Source organism: Methanobacterium alkalithermotolerans, from assembly GCF_018141185.1.
In the GTDB taxonomy this organism is placed as follows: Archaea; Methanobacteriota; Methanobacteria; order Methanobacteriales; family Methanobacteriaceae; genus Methanobacterium_F; species Methanobacterium_F alkalithermotolerans.
On sequence record NZ_CP058560.1, the window covers coordinates 530,112 to 550,817 of the forward strand.

The 20,706-nt window shown below is 37.0% G+C and carries 22 protein-coding genes; 6 read left to right on the forward strand and 16 right to left on the reverse strand.

Going from position 1 to position 20,706, the window contains the following annotated elements:
- Window positions 1–2: 2 nt before the first annotated feature.
- The 4 genes from HYG87_RS02445 to HYG87_RS02460 all read right to left on the reverse strand — a co-directional run bounded on the left by HYG87_RS02445 (window position 3) and on the right by HYG87_RS02460 (window position 2,723).
- Window positions 3–905: a toprim domain-containing protein gene (locus tag HYG87_RS02445; RefSeq protein ID WP_211533654.1), complete on the reverse strand. Its 903-nt coding sequence runs from the start codon at window positions 903–905 to the stop codon at window positions 3–5.
- The gene (locus HYG87_RS02450) at window positions 906–1,088 is read right to left on the reverse strand and encodes a 50S ribosomal protein L37e (RefSeq protein ID WP_211533655.1); all 183 of its coding nucleotides are present in this window, start codon (window positions 1,086–1,088) and stop codon (window positions 906–908) included.
- A 130-nt stretch (window positions 1,089–1,218) separates the two neighbouring features.
- Entirely contained in the window at window positions 1,219–1,455 is a 237-nt protein-coding gene (locus HYG87_RS02455) for an LSm family protein (protein ID WP_211533656.1), read from the reverse strand.
- Window positions 1,456–2,000: 545 nt separating this feature from the next.
- Window positions 2,001–2,723 carry a hypothetical protein gene (locus HYG87_RS02460; protein WP_211533657.1) on the reverse strand — a complete coding sequence of 241 codons (723 nt, stop codon included), beginning with the start codon at window positions 2,721–2,723 and terminating at the stop codon, window positions 2,001–2,003.
- 284 nt (window positions 2,724–3,007) lie between these two features.
- Between HYG87_RS02460 and HYG87_RS02465 the strand changes: the two genes are divergently transcribed.
- Both HYG87_RS02465 and arfB read left to right on the forward strand, forming a co-directional pair.
- A complete protein-coding gene (locus tag HYG87_RS02465; RefSeq protein ID WP_211533658.1) occupies window positions 3,008–3,481 on the forward strand; it encodes a DUF1947 domain-containing protein in 474 nt (157 codons plus the stop codon).
- Window positions 3,482–3,499: 18 nt separating this feature from the next.
- Window positions 3,500–4,204 (forward strand): 2-amino-5-formylamino-6-ribosylaminopyrimidin-4(3H)-one 5'-monophosphate deformylase, encoded by a 705-nt coding sequence (gene arfB, locus HYG87_RS02470; RefSeq protein WP_211533659.1) that lies wholly within the window; start codon window positions 3,500–3,502, stop codon window positions 4,202–4,204.
- 365 nt (window positions 4,205–4,569) lie between these two features.
- Here arfB and HYG87_RS02475 read toward each other — a convergent pair whose 3' ends face one another.
- The 8 genes from HYG87_RS02475 to HYG87_RS02510 all read right to left on the reverse strand — a co-directional run bounded on the left by HYG87_RS02475 (window position 4,570) and on the right by HYG87_RS02510 (window position 13,594).
- Complete coding sequence (locus tag HYG87_RS02475; protein WP_211533660.1) at window positions 4,570–5,970, reverse strand: MATE family efflux transporter; 1,401 nt, start codon at window positions 5,968–5,970, stop codon at window positions 4,570–4,572.
- A gap of 46 nt (window positions 5,971–6,016) precedes the next feature.
- Window positions 6,017–6,484, reverse strand: a complete 468-nt coding sequence (locus HYG87_RS02480; protein WP_211533661.1) for a MarR family winged helix-turn-helix transcriptional regulator — start codon at window positions 6,482–6,484, stop codon at window positions 6,017–6,019.
- A gap of 338 nt (window positions 6,485–6,822) precedes the next feature.
- Window positions 6,823–9,330 (reverse strand): DUF5814 domain-containing protein, encoded by a 2,508-nt coding sequence (locus HYG87_RS02485; RefSeq protein ID WP_211533662.1) that lies wholly within the window; start codon window positions 9,328–9,330, stop codon window positions 6,823–6,825.
- Window positions 9,331–9,353: 23 nt separating this feature from the next.
- Window positions 9,354–11,015 carry an AMP-binding protein gene (locus tag HYG87_RS02490; RefSeq protein ID WP_211533663.1) on the reverse strand — a complete coding sequence of 554 codons (1,662 nt, stop codon included), beginning with the start codon at window positions 11,013–11,015 and terminating at the stop codon, window positions 9,354–9,356.
- Window positions 11,016–11,136: 121 nt separating this feature from the next.
- A complete protein-coding gene (locus HYG87_RS02495) occupies window positions 11,137–11,550 on the reverse strand; it encodes an acyl-CoA thioesterase (protein ID WP_211533664.1) in 414 nt (137 codons plus the stop codon).
- A 61-nt stretch (window positions 11,551–11,611) separates the two neighbouring features.
- Window positions 11,612–12,190 (reverse strand): helix-turn-helix domain-containing protein, encoded by a 579-nt coding sequence (locus HYG87_RS02500; RefSeq protein WP_211533665.1) that lies wholly within the window; start codon window positions 12,188–12,190, stop codon window positions 11,612–11,614.
- Between the two features lie 288 nt (window positions 12,191–12,478).
- On the reverse strand, window positions 12,479–12,769 hold the full coding sequence (locus HYG87_RS02505; protein WP_211533666.1) for a hypothetical protein: 291 nt from the start codon (window positions 12,767–12,769) through the stop codon (window positions 12,479–12,481).
- Window positions 12,770–13,057: 288 nt separating this feature from the next.
- Window positions 13,058–13,594 carry a DUF308 domain-containing protein gene (locus HYG87_RS02510; RefSeq protein ID WP_211533667.1) on the reverse strand — a complete coding sequence of 179 codons (537 nt, stop codon included), beginning with the start codon at window positions 13,592–13,594 and terminating at the stop codon, window positions 13,058–13,060.
- Window positions 13,595–13,920: 326 nt separating this feature from the next.
- Here HYG87_RS02510 and HYG87_RS02515 point away from each other — a divergent pair, with 326 nt between their 5' ends.
- Both HYG87_RS02515 and HYG87_RS02520 read left to right on the forward strand, forming a co-directional pair.
- Entirely contained in the window at window positions 13,921–15,156 is a 1,236-nt protein-coding gene (locus tag HYG87_RS02515; protein WP_211533668.1) for an ammonium transporter, read from the forward strand.
- Between the two features lie 82 nt (window positions 15,157–15,238).
- Window positions 15,239–15,577: a P-II family nitrogen regulator gene (locus HYG87_RS02520; protein WP_211533669.1), complete on the forward strand. Its 339-nt coding sequence runs from the start codon at window positions 15,239–15,241 to the stop codon at window positions 15,575–15,577.
- A 127-nt stretch (window positions 15,578–15,704) separates the two neighbouring features.
- Here the strand turns inward: HYG87_RS02520 and HYG87_RS02525 are convergent, their stop codons facing one another.
- On the reverse strand, window positions 15,705–16,229 hold the full coding sequence (locus HYG87_RS02525) for a CDP-alcohol phosphatidyltransferase family protein (protein ID WP_211533670.1): 525 nt from the start codon (window positions 16,227–16,229) through the stop codon (window positions 15,705–15,707).
- Window positions 16,230–16,762: 533 nt separating this feature from the next.
- On the opposite strand from HYG87_RS02525, the gene HYG87_RS02530 reads away from it, so the two are divergent.
- The gene (locus HYG87_RS02530; protein ID WP_211533671.1) at window positions 16,763–17,626 is read left to right on the forward strand and encodes a P-II family nitrogen regulator; all 864 of its coding nucleotides are present in this window, start codon (window positions 16,763–16,765) and stop codon (window positions 17,624–17,626) included.
- Between the two features lie 50 nt (window positions 17,627–17,676).
- Here HYG87_RS02530 and pdxS read toward each other — a convergent pair whose 3' ends face one another.
- Complete coding sequence (gene pdxS / locus HYG87_RS02535) at window positions 17,677–18,558, reverse strand: pyridoxal 5'-phosphate synthase lyase subunit PdxS (protein ID WP_211533672.1); 882 nt, start codon at window positions 18,556–18,558, stop codon at window positions 17,677–17,679.
- Window positions 18,559–18,843: 285 nt separating this feature from the next.
- On the opposite strand from pdxS, the gene HYG87_RS02540 reads away from it, so the two are divergent.
- A complete protein-coding gene (locus HYG87_RS02540) occupies window positions 18,844–19,038 on the forward strand; it encodes a hypothetical protein (protein WP_211533673.1) in 195 nt (64 codons plus the stop codon).
- A 38-nt stretch (window positions 19,039–19,076) separates the two neighbouring features.
- Here the strand turns inward: HYG87_RS02540 and HYG87_RS02545 are convergent, their stop codons facing one another.
- Both HYG87_RS02545 and HYG87_RS02550 read right to left on the reverse strand, forming a co-directional pair.
- Window positions 19,077–19,925 (reverse strand): PfkB family carbohydrate kinase, encoded by an 849-nt coding sequence (locus HYG87_RS02545; RefSeq protein ID WP_211533674.1) that lies wholly within the window; start codon window positions 19,923–19,925, stop codon window positions 19,077–19,079.
- 51 nt (window positions 19,926–19,976) lie between these two features.
- Window positions 19,977–20,660 carry a HisA/HisF family protein gene (locus tag HYG87_RS02550; RefSeq protein ID WP_211533675.1) on the reverse strand — a complete coding sequence of 228 codons (684 nt, stop codon included), beginning with the start codon at window positions 20,658–20,660 and terminating at the stop codon, window positions 19,977–19,979.
- Window positions 20,661–20,706 lie beyond the last annotated feature (46 nt).

Here is a 20,706-nt window from a genome sequence, read left to right on the forward strand (position 1 = left end):
GATCATTCCCAAATATTCTGGAACTGATTCTCCAGATTATCATTTTCCTCATCTAAATCATTTTTTAGTTCTTCAGATTTTGGATCCATGAAAATAAGGGCGGTTCTAATAACCTTGAGCCATTCTATGGCCTTATCCTTGGACCGGGCACTTATGGAGCCCTGACCCACTATAATATTATCTGGTTTAAATTGATTAGTTGCAAAAGTAATATGTTCTAAATCTTTTAAATCTTCATCAAAAGCTTCTCTCCAAAGCTTTGTAATAGAAAAAACTTCAAATAAATTTTTATTCAAAATACTGGTGTATTGAGAATTTAACTTGTTATAATCTCCTTTAATATTTTCCAGTTCAATTTTAAGTTTATCAGATTCCTGTAGAAGTTCCTCATTAGAGATAGAAAATTCTTCCATTTTATCTAATAGGGACTGGTTTTCATTAAGTAGATTATTATTCTCCCGTGATAATTCCTGCATTTTATGGTGAGATTCCATGAACTGGTCTTCCAGTTGTCTGAAATCCCTAATATTAGCAATAGATAACAAACCCGCCCTAATGATGGCATTTTTAATTTCTTCTGAAATTATCCCGGGATCTATGTACTCCACATCATGTCCATAGGGAAATTTCATCCTTTCCAGGTGTCCCACTTCGTCTTTAAGGGATTTTTGAAATTTTTCAGCCAGATCTCTTCCAGGACCATCCACATCAGTGGCAATTAATACCACGTCAGCTCCTTGAACCGCCTTACGGGCAATATCAATACTGGTGGTGGGGATGATGGAAGAAATGGTAATGTGATACTCTGCGCCTAGTGCCACGTCCTGCATGGCCCGTGAAACACTTTCCACATCAGAAGCGCCTTCCACAATTATTCTCACATCAATAGGGCTTTTATTATCCATCTATTTCAACCTTTGACCGGATATCTTTTTATTTTGCCAGCTGTATCTCCTTACTCTTTTGGATTTACCAAAACCACAGGAAGCACAAACTTTTCGGCGAACATGATAAGCGTTTCTACCACATCTTCGACATCTAATGTGGGACTTTTTATTTCTTTTACCAAATGAGGGTGTACCTTTCATTATTAAATCCTCCTAAAAAAAAGATGAAAATTTTAATAGAATATAAATTAATCCAATAAATTAGTATAGTTACTTAATATTAAAATAATTTATTATTAAAATTAACTAATTTCTATTATAAACATTTAGTTCAGGGAGATATATATACTATGTTATCTCCACGGATTAGAACTGTGCCCAATCTGCGGGTCACTTCACCTTTTTCTAATTCTTCAGCATCATTTAATACCAAGTTCATATGTAAGTCGAAACTCTTTAAAACTCCTCTAAATTCTCGGTCACCTTTCAGTTTGATTAGTACCGGGGAATTTAAAGATTTGCCTAATGCATCAAGTGGCCTTTGTACATTCACTTTCTGTGCATTCATAATTATCACCTTTCCTATAACTTCAATGTTGGCTGGATTTATATTTAAATGTAACGCTCTTTAAGATAAAAAGCTATAACCAGATTCTATATTGATTTAGAAACACGTATAGTAATATCATCAGAAAAGAGTGTTACCATATTATTTTAGCCATGAATTTAATCAACAATACCATCAAGTTCTATAATCAGACTTGTTATAATGTTCTTTGTAAAATAGAGTATTTAAATCTTTTTTTAAAAAAGGATATTATTATTTAAGTTCCAGAAATATAGTGCCTTAGATATTTAAGTCCAGATTGAATATGAATTAAGTTTCCAGTTCCATATTCTCTAAATACATAAATATATAGAGTTCTAATCTATCCCTCATTTAATTGAAGCTCTGAATTATTAAAAATAATGATTTGTCACAATTTTCTGCTTTTTTAGATTATTACATAGCCTCATTTTTATGAGGATATTGGTTAAAATAGTATAGCCTTATAGATGAATAATTAAGTGAGATAATTGGTTATAGCTGGATTTAAAAAAATGTTTCATGCTCTACCGGGATCTCCTTTTATGTAAGACATAAATTATGAATGCTATCTGAATTAACAGAACTATAAAGGCCAGTGAAGCCTCATCCCATCCTAATAAGAAACCCCCTTTAAGTGTCCCTACTGCAGAAGATGTGCTCCAGGTTAAGGGCCACATAATGAATAGATTGGAAGTTAAACGGAAGATAATTGCAAATAACATCCCAAAAAGGGCTAAAGTTATAATTTCACTTAAAGGGTAAGTTCCCCAGTGGTAGGCCCCTAAGGATATACCTGCTAGTAAAATTCCAGGTATAATACCAAATGCCCGGTCAAAGCGAAGTTGAAGCCAGGAAAAGATAAAAAAAGGTTCCCATAAAATAAGACCATTGGTTAAAAAATGAGGAATTAAATTTAACCCATAAAAGGAATACTGGCTGAGGGCATAATACAGGAAATATGATGTTATAAATATGCTAATAATCAGGCTGGGAATTAAACCCTCTTTTTTTATACCTAAATCCTTTATAAATCCATTTTGACGCCATAAAAGCCACCATACTGGAAATATGACCAGCAGGGATGTGAAAATTAATCCATAAATTGCTTTTAAACCATTTTCTGATGGTAGATGAACCAGTAAATAATAGCCCCCTCCCACCATTATTAACGCAGTTATTAAAGCTACAATCGTGTCGGATGATGGATTCCAGGCAAACCATCTTTTATTTAAGAATTCAGGATACATGATAAACCCCCAATATTCTAATATTTTTATTTATATTAAGCTAAAATATTACATTTACTATAATTGCATTTAAGAGGCAATATTTACCAGGAAAATGGCTTATTCGAAATGATTATTAAATATTAAAAATATAAGATATTTAATAAAATCAAGTTTCGGAGTACTTAAATGAAAAAGAAACCCATATCGACATAATTAGATATTGGTCTTTTTTAAAGATTTATTATTTATTTTAAAACCACATATCTAAAAAATACTACTTTATATTATCTAAAGGTGTTTATTTGAAAGTTAAGAAAAGATATTATCTCCAGAAGAAAAAATTAAAAGATATAAAAAAGGATTTAGGTGATTATTCTGTCTTAATTCCATCTAAAGCCAAAGTAGAGCTTTTAGAAACAGAAGAGTGTCCAGTTATACTGGTTGATGGTCAGCCCCTGATTATGATACTGGATGATCAGCCATTTCCTACCTTGAAAGGAGCTCTCACCATGGATTTAGATTTTAACTATGTGGTGGTGGATATGGGGGCAGTGAAATTCATGGCCAATGGGGCAGATGTTATGAGTCCTGGTGTGGTGGATGCTGATCCGGATATAAAAGAAGGGGACACCGTGGTTATTGTGGATGAAACCCATAAAAAACCACTGGCTATTGGTAGCAGTATAATAAGTGGAAAGGAGATGGTGGAAAACACTAAAGGAAAAGCAGTAAAAACCATCCATTTTATTGGGGATAAAATATGGGAATTGGAATAAGAAAAGGGTGTATGAAAAATGGTTAAACTACGCTGGGAAGCAGGTAATGTTATATCTCCCCAGGTGCATCACATCGGAATTTTAGCACTGGGTTCCCATCTGGAAAACCATGGCCCGGCACTGCCCATTGATACTGATGCTAAAATAGCCTCCTACATTGCCCTGGAAGCATCCTTATTAACCGGGGCTAAATTTTTAGGAGTTTTATATGCTGCTACTGAATTTCCTTATATCCCCCATGGAATCCATGTGGAGGTAAAAGAACTGGTAAATAACCGGCTAAAGCCCACTTTAAAATCTGCAAAAAAGTGCCTTAACTTAAAATCGGTGGTGCTGGTTAATGGACATGGAGGTAATGTCCCTATCTGCGACTTTATAGAGGAACTGGAAGAAGAATTGGATCTGGAAATAGTTTTTAACAACCGCATGGTGGAAATAGAAGGCCCTCATGCCGGTTCAGGAGAACTATCTGTTGGTACTATTTTAGGAATAACCCGTACCTCCCAATTAAAGGATAACTTTAATCTGGATGATTATCCAGAAGTGGGGATGTGTGGTTTTAAAAAAGCCAGACAAGAAGATGAAGGAATAGATGAAGGGGCCCGGGAAGTTGAAAAGGAAGGAATTTATGTGGACCCCATTTTAGGCCAATCCCTGCTGGATAAAGCTATAAAAGATATAGTAAAAGATGTTAAAAAACTCTTAGAAGAAGAGGATATGTAAAATAAACTAATATAATTAAAAGGATAGTTCTTTTTTTAATAAGAGATAGTTTGATTATAATAAATAATGGTAGGAGGTGATAAGATTTGGACACCTTTATAACCTTCTACCATATAAAGGGGGCTGAGCTCCCCCTAATATTCATTTATTTTCTACTTTTATAAATGATTGGGTTTTTTAGAAATTAAGGATAATTAAATCCTGTTTTTTAACTAAGAAATAAAAAAATTTTTTATTATTTCTTTTTTGAAGATAAATTCTATTTATTTAATTATCTAAGAGTCCGTATCTTTAAAGCCTAAGATACGGATTTAGAACGATAAGAAGATATCTGATTCGCCCCGACCCGTGAACAATAATTTAAATTATATATCAGGAGATCTGGTTCTCTGCAGGGCCTTAATATACCTTCTGGTCCATAAATGGGTGATACTGCTCCCTACCAGGTTACCAATTACTATACCCCACCATACCCCTGAGGGCCCCCAGCCCCAAACTATGGCCAGCAAGTATGCTATAAGAATTATGCAGGCCAGTTCCCTGAATAGAGTCATAACAAGAGAGGTTATTCCCTTTCCAATAGCCTGGAAGATGGAAGATGACATGATACCCAGAGGTAGCAGTAGATAGAAGAAACACATTACCTGGAGGAATAGAGCTATGGTAGGTGCCAGGTAGGATGTTTCAGGAGAGTAGGCAAATATCCGGGCCATATAAGGGGCAAATATGTAGGTTATCACTCCCAGTAAGAGGGCCACTTTTATACTGAGCTTGACTGAGTACAGGTGGGATATGGAAAGTTTATCAAACATTTTGGCTCCGTAGGCTGCACCGGCAACGGTAATAAGAGCGGTTCCTATACCTGCTGAGGGGATGATGGCCACCATAACCACTCTCCATCCGGCAGTGTAGATAGCCACTGCATCAGTTCCTCCAGTTATAACCAGAATTCCATTTAGTATCCCCATTAAAAGGGCTATTACCAGGGTTTCCGCACTGGCAGGTAACCCCACCAGCAGTATACTTTTAAGGACTTTTTTACTGGGTTGGAAATCATACCGGGAAAAAGATACATAGGTATCCCTTTTTAAAAGAAGCCAGTAGACAATAACAGCAGATACCAGGGCCGATGATATCACTGTGGCCCAGGCTGCACCGGCTATACCCCAACCCGCCCAGTAAATGAGTATGGGATCCAGGACCATGTTGATTATAGCTGAAGCAGCCATGGCATACATGGCCCTTTTAACATCCCCTTCTGCCCTCAGGATTCCCGAGGATACCCCGGTAAATATTAAGAAGATGGTACCGGCAAAGATGATTTGACCATAATCCACTGCCAGGGATAATGATTCACCTGCTCCCAGGGCCAGTAAAATATCCGGGAGAAATAAAAGTAAGGGTATGGTTAAAGCCAGGGATACACCTACGGAGATTAATATCGAGTGTATGGCTGCATTATCAGCGCCTTTTTTATTTTTAGACCCGATGCATCGGGCTATAGCTGATGATGCTCCTGCTCCCAAACCATTACTCAGGCCAATCAGGATCATGAAAACCGGGCTGATGAATCCTAAAGCGGCCAGGGCATTGGCACCTAAACCAGCCACCCAGATACTGTCCACCAGGTTGTAAACCATCATCAAAACCATGGCAATAATCATTGGTCCGGATAATTTACGAATGGCTTTTTCCGGATCTCCGGTAATAAGAGATACTCTTTTTTGGGCCCCGTCCTGAGGGGAGGAATTGGAATCAGAATGCATTAAGTTCCACCTCTTTATTAGAGATATATCCATAAGTATAATTCATTTATTCACCCCGGGTAATTTCCAGGCTTTTAATAGCAAGTTTTCTTAAAGTTTTCTTTAAAAATTTATTTTCCTGAGGGGAAAATCCGGATAATATGTTTTCTTCCCATTGCTGGTCAATATTAGATATTTCCGGTAACATTTTTTTACCATTTTCACTTAAAAAAAGGAGGTACCTGCGGCGGTTTTCCGGGTCAACCTGGCGATAAATAAGTTCATGGTCTTCCAGCTTTTTTATAGCCCGGGCCACTGTCCCCTTATCAATATGGAAATGGTGGGATAGATCATCCTGAGAAATTCCTTCTTTGTGGGATATCTGCATTAGAAAGGGGAATTGGCCTGCAGTCAGATCCAGTGATTTAATTTTTTCATTAAGATAAACAAAGTGAGTACGATGGATGATGGATAAAAAAAACCCTAATGGCAGGTCTTCTTTATCACTTTGCAGTAATTTTTTTGTATTTTCCATAGTATAAGTCCTTATAATTTAAATATCTGAATTTCAGACCTTGAAAATCGTTTAAATAAGTTATTTTGAGAATTTTAGTGACTAAAAGAGATAAAAGAAGCCCCGGTTAATAATCTAGTTAATATTAGACCTTAAAATAGATAAAAGAAGCCCCGGTTAAAATCCCATTAAAAGCACTCTAAAAAAATAGGATTTAAGATTAAGCCTGATTTTTTTTAGTTGTTATGGTCATAATATAGTATAAAAAGCAACTATATAAATGTTGTCAATGCAACTATTGTCTTAACAACATAATTTAATAAAAAAATATCCGGGCCAAATCTTTGAATTAAATATATTTAACCTTTTTCTAGGGCTTTTATAAGTCGAGAGCATTCTTTGGCCTTTTTATGATTATGGGTGGCATGGGCGATTCTTTTAATCCCATCCAGCATCCGCACCACTCTATCTAGCCAGGAGAAAATATCCCCGGGATAAGCCTGTATCTGGTACCGGTTTAATAAACGCCGGCTGATATCCAGGGGATCATAACCATTCAATCGACTTTTAATGATTTTAGATGAGAGTTCCCTCTGCAGGCAGTCACAGAATGGCCGTTCCTTACACTCACAGGACATGAAATCAATTTGAATATTTAATACTGTCTCCTGCAGTCCCACGTCCAGTTTAACCAGGTTTTCACCAGAAGAAATAATATCCCGGGTGGAATCAGCCATAAGCCTGGTGGAGAAATGGGCTTTCACTGCCTTAGAAAGTTGCCGGTGAAGCCGGCTGGATAAGTAGGCACTTTCAAAAGGTTCCAGATAAAGAGCAATGTCCAGTGGTCCTTTTTTTGATTTTCTTTTCAGGTTTTTCTGGATATAGTAAGCGTCCTCTGAATTAAGAAAAGAAACAGAAACCGCCCTTCCATAACGGGTAGGTTTAATAATGCCTTGATCCACCTTAATCCATCCATAAGATTCCATGGTAAGGAGGGCCTGATCTATATCCGTAGAAAGAGGCATTCCCTGGTAAAATTTAGAAATATCCTCTGTATTTTTCAGGGCATAGGAGGAGATATCCGCCAGGATCTGTTCCAGGGTATCTTCCGGGGAATAATAAACATGGACAGAATCCACGTCACTTTCCAGTAATTCCACTGCCTTTAATTCTTCTGTTTCTTCATCAAAGGTGAGTCCTATTTCACCTAAAAGGTATACCCTGCCCCGGTCATGGTAGGAAGGTCTACCGGCACGTCCCAGCATCTGAGAAAATTCATTGGGAGTGATCCATTTATTACCCATAAGCAGAGTTTCAAAGATAACCTGGGATGCTGGGAAATCCACCCCTGCTGCTAAGGCCGCAGTGGTAACCACGGTGGATATTTCCTGGCGGCTGAATGATTTTTCAATTCTCTCCTTCTGGGCATAAGATAGACCAGCGTGATAAGCCGCGGCCTTAACCCGGTGCCGGGTTAAGTAATTGGCAATAAGATGGGTTTTACGCCGGGAGTTGGTGAAGATTATGGTCTGGCCATGAAATCCTTTTTTGGATTTTTCTTTAAATTCCTGGCGGGAGATCCGGGTCATTAATAGCTTTTTTTCCTCCTCACTTCTGGTGAAAATAAGGTGTCTTTCCAGGGGCACCGGACGGCGGTCATATTCCACCAGCTTCATTTTAAATTGTTCCGCAATTTGGAGAGGATTTTTTACTGTAGCCGAAAGTCCAATGACCTGTATTCCTGGAAAAATAGTTTTAAGACGTTTAATAAGGCCGTTTAGTCGGGGACCTCTTTCTTCATCATCCAGGGTGTGTATTTCATCAATCACCACCACCCCCAGATTCTCCAGGAGGTGAGATTTTCCAGAGCGGAGCATGAAGTCCACCCCTTCGTAGGTTCCCACTATGATATCTGCCTCTTTGATATCATCATCAGGGAGTTTTATTTCTTCCCGGGCTTTAATCCTGCTCATACCCACTTTTATAGATGTCTTAAGGCCTAGGGGAGAGTATCTCTTTTTAAAATCCCGATATTTCTGATTGGCCAGGGCCACCAGAGGAGTTAAGAAGATGAATTTTTTGCCATTTAAAGCAGCAGGTATACCTGAGAGCTCCCCGATGAGGGTCTTACCACTGGCGGTGGCAGATACCACCAGCAGGCTTTCTCCCTGCAGTAATCCGTTTTCTAAAGCCAGGTACTGTACCGGTAATAGTTTAGAACTTCCCTGCTTTTTTAGAGCTCTTTTAAATTTTTCAGGGAGTTTTAAGGAATTAATATCTATTTCAGGTATGTTTTTATCCCGGATAGATGTGATTTTATCAAAAAGAGTGAGTTCTTTATTTTTCAGAGGATCAAAACCTGGATCCATGACCTGAAGTACCTTATCCAGGTTCCCGGTTTTATCCAGTAATCTTTTAAAGCTGTTGAAGGTTTTTTTATTAATACCCCGATATTTTAATTCCCTTTTTATTTCTTCCTCAGCGCACATGCGACAGATCTTTTGCTGGTGATGATTGAATGAAGATTTAGAGGTAATTATAGTAATATTTCCCTCCATAGTACAGTGCTGGCAAATCTGAGTCCGACGATATTTTATATTTAAAGAATCCAGAAATTCTTCTGTTTCTTCATCTTTTCCAATTAAAAAAACCGCCTGCTTTCTTAATAATTTTATGGCCTCCTGGGGAGGAAGAACAGTTTCTTTATCATTTTTTACCACAAAACGGTGGATTTTACTCCCACCAGGAGTTTTTCTGAATTTGATATAACCATAAAATTCTGGTTTTCGCCGTGAATTAAGAGCGCCCTTAGGACTTCCAATAGGGAACATTTCCAGAATTTTCTTTTTCTTCTTTAGAATTATCATTTATTATCCTGCAATGGTCTTTATCAGGCCAGGTCTTCTTCTTCTGCTTTTTTTTGTTTTAAAAGTTCTAGGGAGAGTTCTTTTAATTTGAATTTTTGTACCTTTCCACTGGCAGTTAGGGGGAATTCCTCCACAAAGAAAACATGTTTGGGGACCTTATAACGTGCAATTTTAGATATAGCGTAGTCCCTTACATCTTCCTCTTTTAAATCACTATTTTCTTCTTTTATGATGAAAGCCCCTACCAGTTCCCCGTATTTATCATCAGGTATGCCCACCACCTGCACATCCTTAACACCCTGCATGGTATGCAGGAACTCTTCTATTTCCCGGGGGTAAATGTTTTCCCCACCCCGGATGATCATGTCTTTTATACGGCCCACAATAGAATAATAGCCATCTTCATCCATTATAGCCAAATCCCCACTATGGAGCCACCCTTCCGGGTCAATGGTTTCCCGGGTCATATCCGGCATGTTATAGTACCCTTCCATAACATTGTATCCCCGGCAGCAGATTTCTCCAGCTTCACCTGCTCCCTGGGTTTGGCCTGTTTCCGGGTCCACGATTTTAACTTCAATATGGGGCATTTTAGTCCCTACGGTATTCACTTTTTTTTCTATAGGGTCATCCACACTGGTCTGGGTGAATACCGGGGAAGCTTCAGTTAAACCATAGGCAATGGTTACCTCTTTCATATTCATATCTTCCATCACCCTTTTCATGGCTTCAATGGGACAGGTGGATCCGGCCATGATACCGGTGCGGAGGGATGATAAATCAAACATACTAAACATAGGGTGGGTGAACTCGGCAATGAACATGGTGGGAACACCATATACGGCGGTACATTTTTCTTTTTGAATAGCGGCCAATACCAGCAGGGGATCAAATAACTCCACCATTATCAACGTCCCCCCATGGGTTAAAATAGCCAGAACTCCCAGTACTATACCAAAACAGTGAAATAATGGTACTGGTAAACATAATCTATCAGAACCGGTGAATTTTTGTCTCTCCCCAATGTAGTAACCATTGTTGAGGATATTACGGTGGGTGAGCATCACCCCTTTAGGAAAACCTGTGGTACCAGAGGTGTACTGCATATTAATTACATCTTTATGGGATAGGGATTTTTTGGCCTGAACTAAGATCTCATCTGAGGTGTGTTTTCCTAAAAGTAATAATTCCGGAGTGTTATACATCCCCCGGTGTTTTTCCGGGCCAATGTAGATTACGCTTTCCAGGTGGGGGAATTCTTTGCACTTTAAATTACCCCGGCTATGAGTTTTAAGTTCCTCCACCAGGCTGTAAACGGTTTCCACGTAATCCACATCCCGGAAGCCGCCTATGATGGCCAGTGCTTTCATATCAGATTGTTTCATTACATAGGCCAGTTCATGGCTTTTATAAGCGGTGTTAACCGTTACCAGCACCACACCTATTTTAGCCGTGGCAAACATGAAGGTGAGCCAGTCTGGAACATTTTTAGCCCATATACCCATATGGTCTCCTTTTTTCAGTCCAATAGATAGCAGGCCCTTGGCCAGCATATCCACCCTTTGATTGAATTCAAGGTATGTGAATCGTAAATCCCGGTCAGGGTAAACCATGAATTCCCGGTCTGGATGTTTTTCTACTTCTTTTTCAAAAAATTCCCCTATGGTATCCTCAGTAAAGACCATTTATTCACCTGATTAAGTTTTAATTATAGTTTACTATTTCCTGAAAATAATGATAAATTAATATTCACCTTAAAAGTTTTAATTAAAGTATATTATTTCCCTAAATCAAAAATTTTAGTCCCTATTTAGCCTCTTCTGGTTCAATTAGATGTTTTTCCAGTTCCTGACGGATATTTTCTGGAATTATGAGACTGGTGTTTTCAATAAAGTCAAAGTGTACAATAACTGCTTTACCTGTGGCCTTTAATTCATTATTCTGCCAGGCCTCATGTCCAATGGTAAAAGATGAATTTCCAATATGTGAAATAAAGCTTCTTATCTCCACATCATCCCCATAGTACATCTGTCCTATAAAATCAAATTCAGTCCGCACCAGGATTAATTTCCATTTTTCATAGCTCAAATCCAGATCAGGAGTAAACATCCGAAATATTGGATTTCGCCCTTTTTCAAACCAAACCGCCAGTACGGTATTGTTAACGTGTTTTAAACCATCTATATCTCCAAAACGAGGAGTGACCATTATTTTAAACATGATAATCATCTAAATAAATTTTAAATTTTTTAAAAAGTGAAACTATTGCCAGAAATTTATATTAGAAAGGAGTATACACCACTGCCAGTATTTTGGCTTTATTTTCTCCCAGAGCATGTAAATGATGAGGTACTACTGAATCATAGTATATGCTGTCCCCTTCTTTTATCTGATATTTTTCATGGCCATATAAAAGCTCCAGATGGCCGTTCAATACATATATGAATTCTTCACCTTCATGGGAGGATAATTTATAGCTATCCTCCTTATGGATATCCACATCCACCAGGAATGGTTCCATGTGTCTATCACTTTTAGGAGATCCCAGGGAGTAAAATTCAAGAGCAGACTCTTTTGTCTGGCCTTCTTCACCAGAGAAGTATATAACCTGATGACTTTTACCTTTTTTGACCACTACCAGTCCTTTTTGAGGGGCATCGTCCATGAATGTTCCTAAACGTACTCCCAGGGCCCGGGCAATTTTTATTAAAGGGGTGAGGGAAGTAACAATCTCCCCATTTTCTATACTTTCTATTAATTCCCGGGTATTTCCACTGGCCCGGGCCAGTTCTTCCATGCTCATTTCTCTTTCCTGTCTTAGATTGCGAATTTTTGCTCCGATAATATTCTTTTCTCTCACCGAATCACCTGAATCATTTCATGGAATAAGTATCTATTAAATCCAGAAGATATAATAATAGTTGTATGTGCTTGGTTCCATATAAATTAGTTTTAGTTGTAAAATGCGAAAAAAAAGTTACTAAAATAAATTAATTTAAAAGCAAAAACCAGAGAAAGCAACTTTTCAACATTAATAAATAATTTAGATGTTCAATTTATCTTTTAATATTATAATAGTTTTACTAAAAAAGATGATTTAGTTATAGTCAGAGGAATGTAGTTTGTGTTAGATTAATTAAAAATAACATTATTCATTACGATTACGGGAATTAGGATCAAAGTTGCTTTGGTTGGTGGTGTTATTAGTAGTCTGATTAGTAGTGTTATTGGTTATGGTAATAACTCTCTGTCGAAGGATTACTGGCTCAAAATCAGGGTTTCCAATGGTACTTATTTGGCCATCATCTGCTGCCAGGATGGTGGGGAGTTCTAGAGATATACTGTCAGATACAGCTAAACTTAAGGAAGAGCCGCAGCCATAAGCAAAAATGGCCAGCAGGATAACAGCAAATAACTTACCTGATTTTTTTCGATTCAAATTAGCAGCCTCATATAAGTTAAAATATTTTTATGGATACTTATATTGTAACCTGCAGCAGTATATTAATCTATCTTTAAGTTCATCAAAGCCAGGTCTAACTGGTCTCATGATACGCTCTCCCCCAATAATAATCCACGTGCACGTAATAATTAAATGCTGATTTAAACCGGTTTTATAATCACTAAAAAATAAAAACACTGCAGCTAAAAAATTAGCCCTCCTCCTCCGGAAAATGGTTTTTTAATATAAACCTCCCGGAGTTGTTAGTAAATTATGGCATTTACTCTAGGGCAGAGGTTCTATTATTTTAGATGGTTTAAGGAAAAATATGATTATTCCGTCGGCAATTAAAAATAATCCAATTAAAACCACCAGGTAATAGGAATCCAGTTTACTGCCTGATATTATTTGATAAATGATTGCCAGGTAGATTATTCCCAGAATAATGCTAAGTAGGCCGGTGCTACCCCATTTGCCATTAACCTTTTTCCGGAATAGGAAGGTAATCACTCCAAATACTAAAAGCATTATTCCCACTACCAAAAGCCAGAAATTTAATAACGGGTCAAAGGAAATTAAACCTATATAATAAACTAAAGCACTGATAATAGCTAGAATCCCAATTAAGAGTACCATTAAGCTGAATATTTTACTATCTTCCCGGATATTGAAGCTTAAGAAAATCCAGGCCATACCTAAAAATAGGAGTCCCAGGCCCACCACCCCGGCTGTGGTGAAAAAATAGAAAAACGGTAATATAATTATCAATATCCCGATTATTATTTCTAAAATGCCTAATTTGTTATATAAATCTTTCTTCATTTCCCTCAACCGATAATAACTTGTTATATATTTGTATAAGAGGATATTTAAATCTATGGAAGATTATTAGTTAGGGCTTTGCCAATTACAGGCAGAAGTAATTAATCACAAAGATTAAATAACACCTCTAAAAGATATCTCATCGGAAAAAGGTTTCCTTTGTCCTTTAAAGGGAGGTGAATATAGAAAATTCCAGACGGATTAAATGATGTTCCGCTTTAATTTAACTTTTTATAACCATAAGAATATTATAATCATTTTTAATTGTAATTTAAGACTTTATATGACCATCATGAATATTTTTTATCTTAAAAAGGAGTGATAGGATGGTAGCAGTAATTAATTCAGGCGATACTGCCTGGATGATGATTTCCACTGCTCTGGTAATATTAATGACCATACCGGGATTATCTTTATTTTATTCCGGGCTAATCCGTAGACATAATGTTTTAAACACCATGTTTCTTTCATTTATTACCTTTGCTATTGTGAGTATATTGTGGTTTGTTTTTGGATATGACCTGGTATTTGGACAGGATATTACCGGATTAATTGGATACTTGCAAAACCCATTTTTTAGTGGGTTTTTAGAGACAAAAGCCGTGTCTGATCTGGCCCCAACCATCCCCGGAGGTCTTTTTGCGCTATTTCAAATGACCTTTGCCGCTATAACGGTGGCTTTGATTTCAGGGGCCATTGTAGAGCGTATGAAATTTTCAGCATGGCTTTTATTTGTTCCATTATGGATGATACTGGTTTACATCCCCATAGCCCACTGGGTATGGGGAGGTGGATGGTTGGCCCAGTTAGGGGCCATAGATTTTGCCGGGGGCCTGGTGGTGCACTTAAGTAGTGGTGTAGCTGCACTGGCTCTGGTTTTACTATTAGGAGTTAGAAAAGACATGCGCCTTCTGCCCCATAATCTAGGATATTCAGTGATAGGGACCGGACTTTTATGGTTTGGCTGGTTTGGATTTAATGCCGGTTCAGCATTAAGTGCCGGAGACCTGGCCGTGGCAGCCATGATTGTGACCAATGTTTCAGCTGCAGCCGGTATGTTAGGCTGGATTTTAATGGATAAATTCAATACTGGAAAACCAACACTTTTAGGTGCTCTTTCTGGAGCAATTGCTGGTTTAGCAGCTATTACTCCTGCAGCAGGATATGTTAATGTAACTGCTGCTTTAGTAATAGGTTTTGCAGCTTCAATTATATGTTACTATGCAGTATCCCGTCTGAAACCCCGCTTAGGTTATGATGACGCACTGGATGTATTTGGAATCCATGGAGTATCGGGAGTGGTGGGAAGTATATCTGTAGGTATATTTGCCCTGCCTGTACTAAACAGTGCCCTGCAGTCGGGAGGTTTAATCACTGGAAGTTTCAGTCTTCTGGGTAGTCAGATTTTAGCCGTCCTGGTAGTGGCTGGTTACTCCTTTTTAGTAACCCTGGCTCTGGGTAAGTTAATTAATAAGGTGGTAGGTTTGAGGGTAAGAGAAGACCACGAAATTCAGGGTCTGGATATCAACCTTCATGAGGAATCTGGTTACAGGTTATCCTAGATATTTTTAAATGGATGATTAATAAAAATAGTATCCCATAAAAATATAAGAATAGATTCGTAATTTTTTTACAGGTGAAACCATGAAAAGGATAATCGCAATTATAAGGCCAGATAAACTGGAAGAAGTTAAAAATGCCCTGGAAAAAGAAGGTATCCCGGGTATGACTGTAGAAGAAGTAAAGGGCCGGGGACAACAACTGGGAATAACTGAAAGCTACCGTGGAAAAGACTATAAAGTGGACCTTTTACCTAAAAAAAGACTGGAAATAGTGGTAAAAAGTAATATTGTGGACCTGGTAGTGGAAACCATAGTTAAAAATGCCCAGACCGGAGATATAGGTGATGGTAAAATATTCATATCCCCGGTAGAAGAAGTGGTCCGTATTAGAACAGGAGAAAAAGGGGAAAACGCCATTTAATTCCCTTAATTCCCATTTTATTCCTTGAAACTTTATTTTTTTTTAGTTTTTTGGGGCTGGAATTAGTTTTATAGTTTTTATTAGATTTGAATCCCTTCGAAATATTTTATCCTTCTTATGGGTAATATTAGCTATTAGCCCTTTTTTGGCGTATTAAAAATCTGAATCGGTAAAATAGGGATAAGGAGGCAATAGCTAAAACCAGAATTAATAAAATATCCCATAGTAAGCTGTAAGGAAATATTAAAGATAAAAAAATTACTATCATTAAAAATGAACCAAAAAACTTGCCTGCAGGATCGTAGATTAGTTTTTTTAAGGTAGAAGACATTATAAAAAGGGAGAACATGACCAGTAATATTAGTGGGAGTAAGAGTGGATACCATCCCTTAATTCCCATCCCCAGAAAGCAGGTACTTATAAATATAAAATCAGCAGTCACATCAAGATAAGCTCCCTTATTAGAAGATAAATTCAGTTTTCGGGCCAGGTATCCATCAAGAAAGTCCGTGCATATGGCCATGATAAATAATATAATTGAATAAATGTATAAGCCATTTAAAAATAAGTAAGCCCATACCGGAGCAGCTGCAATCCTCAAAAGACTTAATATATGAGGCAATTTTTTTTTAAAAATAATTTTAATTTTCATTTTTGCTCCAGAAAAAATTCATCTTAGATCTTTTTATAAATCATTAGCAGGTTATAATTACGGAATTTTTATGTCTATTATCTAACCTGGAGAAATATTAATATCCTCTTTAAATAATCAACATATAATTGTATCCATTATAACGATATGGATTTTTATATTTTAAAATGAGTTCTTACCCAAGGGTAGTGTATCCAGAGAAATCTAAGTTTCTGCCCGAGCTAGTTACTAGCAGAAATTGGTTTCATTTTTGCTTAGAAGTTCCGACCCCCTGATAAGGATAAACAATTTATTAACTCACTAATAATCATTTTTTTTAGATAAAAAAGGGTTATTATACTATAAAATTCCTTGAGAATCTATTCCTGGATTACAGATGGACAGCACCCTTGATTGCAAAAGATTAAATATTAAAAATAACTAAATTTTCTTATCGGAATAAGGATTCCTTTTTCCTAATAAGGCTTTTGGCCCTGATTTGTAATAAAAAGGAGTATTAATTAATTATTTATAACCAAATAGGAGTGAAAAAAATGGTGCAGAAGATTCTGGTATTAAAAAATCAGGGGTCTTTAGAATTAGAAAGTCAATCCTGGATGGAATTAAAAATATTCAAATATCAAAGAATTACTATTGATAACAACCATACTTATCTTTTAAAAAAGGCCGGAGAGGATAGTTTCTATTCCCTGCAGGAGATGCTGGATGAAGTAGACGGAGTAATGATTTTTGTTTTAAATTCTCCTGCTGAAGTAATTCGAGACATGGTGGAGATTCTTAAGGGTGAAAATATTCCCTATGTGCTTCTTATGGAAGAACCTCATCTGGAAATATCCAAAAGAGAAGGTGAAGTTTTCCAGGTAGATAAAAAAGTGGAAAGTGTAATTCTGGCCTTTAACCGTTTATCCCACCTGATAGAAAAAAAAGATCAGCTATCAAATTTTAAAAATCAGAAAATTAAAATCCAGCAGCTGGAGAGCCATGCCCGTCAAAAAAAGGAGTATGGGAAAAATAAAATCCTCCCTAAAAAACCACAGAGCCATGAGAAAAATCATTTAAAAAAAGTTAAATTCAATTTAGATCCTGGTTTAATGGGTGAAGTAAAAGATTGCTTGGATAAGTCTGGTTTTTCAAATATTACCGTAACTGAGCTTAAACAATCCCAGTCCATCCCGGTAAAAGAAATCTATCGAGGAAATGAAATCTACAGAAAACGGATTAATCAAAGAGCCCGGCTGGAAGTAATGATGGTAATAAAAGAAGAAGAAGTAGAATTCCTCTTGAATAGTCTCATCCCTATTAAAGATCCGGAATTGGGAAATTCACTGGTTATCAGTAAGTTAGAGGATATTATAAGAATAAGTAGTCAGGAGAGAGGACTTAATGCCGTGGATTAAAAAAAATAATTAAAAATTATAAGAGTATATAAAAAAAAATAAGGTGATTCTTACCATCCTCTTTCCTGCATACGGTCAGAATCAGATATTTCACTTATTTCCAGTCCATGCATGGCTTTTCCCAGACCGCGGGATACTTCCGAGAGTATCTGGGGGTCATCGTAGTGGGCCGTTGCTTCTACAATAGCCCGGGCAAATTGTTCCGGGTTATCTGATTTGAATATACCGGATCCAACAAATACTCCATCTGAACCAAGCTGCATCATCAATGCCGCATCTGCCGGGGTGGCTACTCCACCTGCAGCAAAGTTAACCACTGGAATTTTCCCCAGTTTAGCGGTTTCTTTTACCAGAGGTAGTGGTGCTTCAATTTCTCGAGCCAGTGCCCATAATTCTTCTTCACCTTTATTTTGTATCTCTCTAATTTGACTCATGATCATACGCATGTGGCGAACTGCTTCTACAATATTACCTGTTCCAGGTTCACCTTTAGTACGGATCATAGCTGCACCTTCATCAATTCTCCTTAGGGCTTCTCCAAGGTTTCTAGCACCACAGACAAAGGGTATGGTGAACTTCTTCTTATCAATATGGAATGATTCATCTGCGGGAGTTAAAACTTCGCTTTCATCAATCATATCCACCCCTAAAGACTCGATAATCTGGGCTTCTGCAAAGTGACCTATCCTTACCTTGGCCATGACGGGAATGGAAACTGCATCTATTATCTCTTCCACCTTGGTTGGATCGGCCATACGGGCTACTCCCCCTGCAGCACGGATATCAGCCGGTACTTTTTCCAGGGCCATGACGGCCACAGCACCTGTTTCTTCAGCAATGGCAGCCTGTTTTGCATTTACAACATCCATTATAACTCCGCCTTTAGTCATTTTGGCAAAGCCTTTTTTTAAAACTTCGGTTCCATGTAACATAGGATAATCCTCCTTATCTAAACTCAGCGTGAATTTAATTCCAGGGTAATTATTGATTACACAAAAATTTAAATAAGCATAGCTAAATAAAGTAATCAATAACAATCAGTTTGATTTTAGAATAATAAATACTTTAACTATAAAATTAAGATTAATTGATAATTCATTTAAGTAAAAATCATAAATGAAATATGCCTCCGGGAATTTTAATTTAAAATGAAGATTATTAAATTTAATACCATAATAGTATTAAAAACTTATATACTAAATAAAAAATGTGATAACATGGTTCAAGAAGTATTTACTGGTTCCTTAATTTATTCCCACATATTACCTGCTATTTTAGGTTTTTTAAGCATAATATTTCTATGTAATGGAATAATGGATGATAATAAAATATACACCATACTAGGGGTAGTGATGTTTTTTTCAGCAGGTTTGTTGCCCTTTGTTATTTTACCTATCGTTTTAGGAGTATAATGGAAAATCCAGGATTAAATATTATAAAATAAGTAGAACTAAATCCGGTTTTCCAGTTTTTTGGTGGCTATTTGAGCTGCAAATTTTCCACATTTAATGGGATCTTTATTATTTTTTTTACAACTTAAATAAGCAGCCAGATAGGTATCGCCCAGTCCAGTGGGATCCCCCACTTGCAAAGGAGGGTAGGCTTTAATTTTATGCACCTTTTCCTGGGAGTAAATTAATGAACCCTTATCCCCACAGGTTATAACTATTTCTTCAGGGCCATAAGATGCCAAACGGTTAAGGGACTCCATAAAAGTTTCTTTTCTATTTATTTTTATGGCTTTCAATTCATTTTCATCTAAAAATAATATGCCCACCATTTTTAAGAGTTCTTCAAACTCCGGCCTTAAATTCAAGTTTATATCACAATTTTTAAGGTTTCTTAAATAGCCCTGGGCCCCGGCATATAAGGGGATATCTTTTTTAGATAACCATTTAACGGTGGATAGAGGAATATCCGAGGATAATAAGGGAGAGAGTATTATTCCCTCAAAGTCCATTTCTTCAGATTTGAAAATTTTTAAAAGATCTTCTATAGTTAAGGGTATATTAGGGGCATTGGAACGTTGTATGCGTTTATTAGGATCATTGTTGAAGTATTTATTTTCAAAACGGACTGTTTCTTTTTTAAATACTGGTATTAAAGTTGTTTTTTCTGGAAATTCATTTAAGAGGTGCTGGTCATCTGCAGCTAGAGTTACCACTACAGTATGATTTAAATTCAAACTGGAAAAAACCCGGGACTGATAATATACCGCCCCTCCCACCGAATGAGTTTTTAATCCATCTTTAATGATTGTATCCTTACTCAATGGCCCTAAAATTAAAAATCCGCTCATAATATTCCCTATTATCTTAAATAATTTATATAAAACACTAAAAAAATATATTCATAAATGAATTTGTCCGTTATGCAGGGCAGATCCAATCAGGACCTTTTTTATACCCTGAGTATTTAATTTTTCCTTATCTTCCGGGGTAATACCTCCACCCAGGATAAGAGAGGTTTTAAGATCAATAAATTTTTCTATTAAGTCTTTATTGAATCCTTTATAGGTACCTACCTGGGATATATCCAGTAATATGATCTCAGGAAGATTTAATTTTATTAACTTATCCTTGAATTCTTCCATGGTCAAGTCCAGGTTTGGTGCATATAGTTTCCCGTTTTTCACATCCACACTCACCACCAGGCGGGAGGCAGGAAACTTTTCACAGATTTTATCCAGCTCCTCAACGCTTTCTAGTGTTTCTGTGGCCACGATTATTTTGTAGGCAAATTTGAGGGCGAATTTAAATGTTTCCAGATTTCTAACCCCACAATCTAAAATCACCGGTAAAAAAAGGTTGATTTTTTGAGCCACATCCAGATTAGAGCCCTTCTTTTCAATCATATCCAGATCCGCCACATAAATCCGCCGGGCTCCATTGTGTCTAAGGGAGTTGGAAATCATCACTGGATCACTGGAAGTACTATAAACAGTTTTTAAAGGAGTATAAGTATCTCTTTTACCTGATTGTCCTGATACGGCTATTCCTGATTTTAAATCCAGAACGGGAATTACTTCCATCATAAAAATTGTTTATTTTTCCATTAATTATAATTATCGAATATAGCCT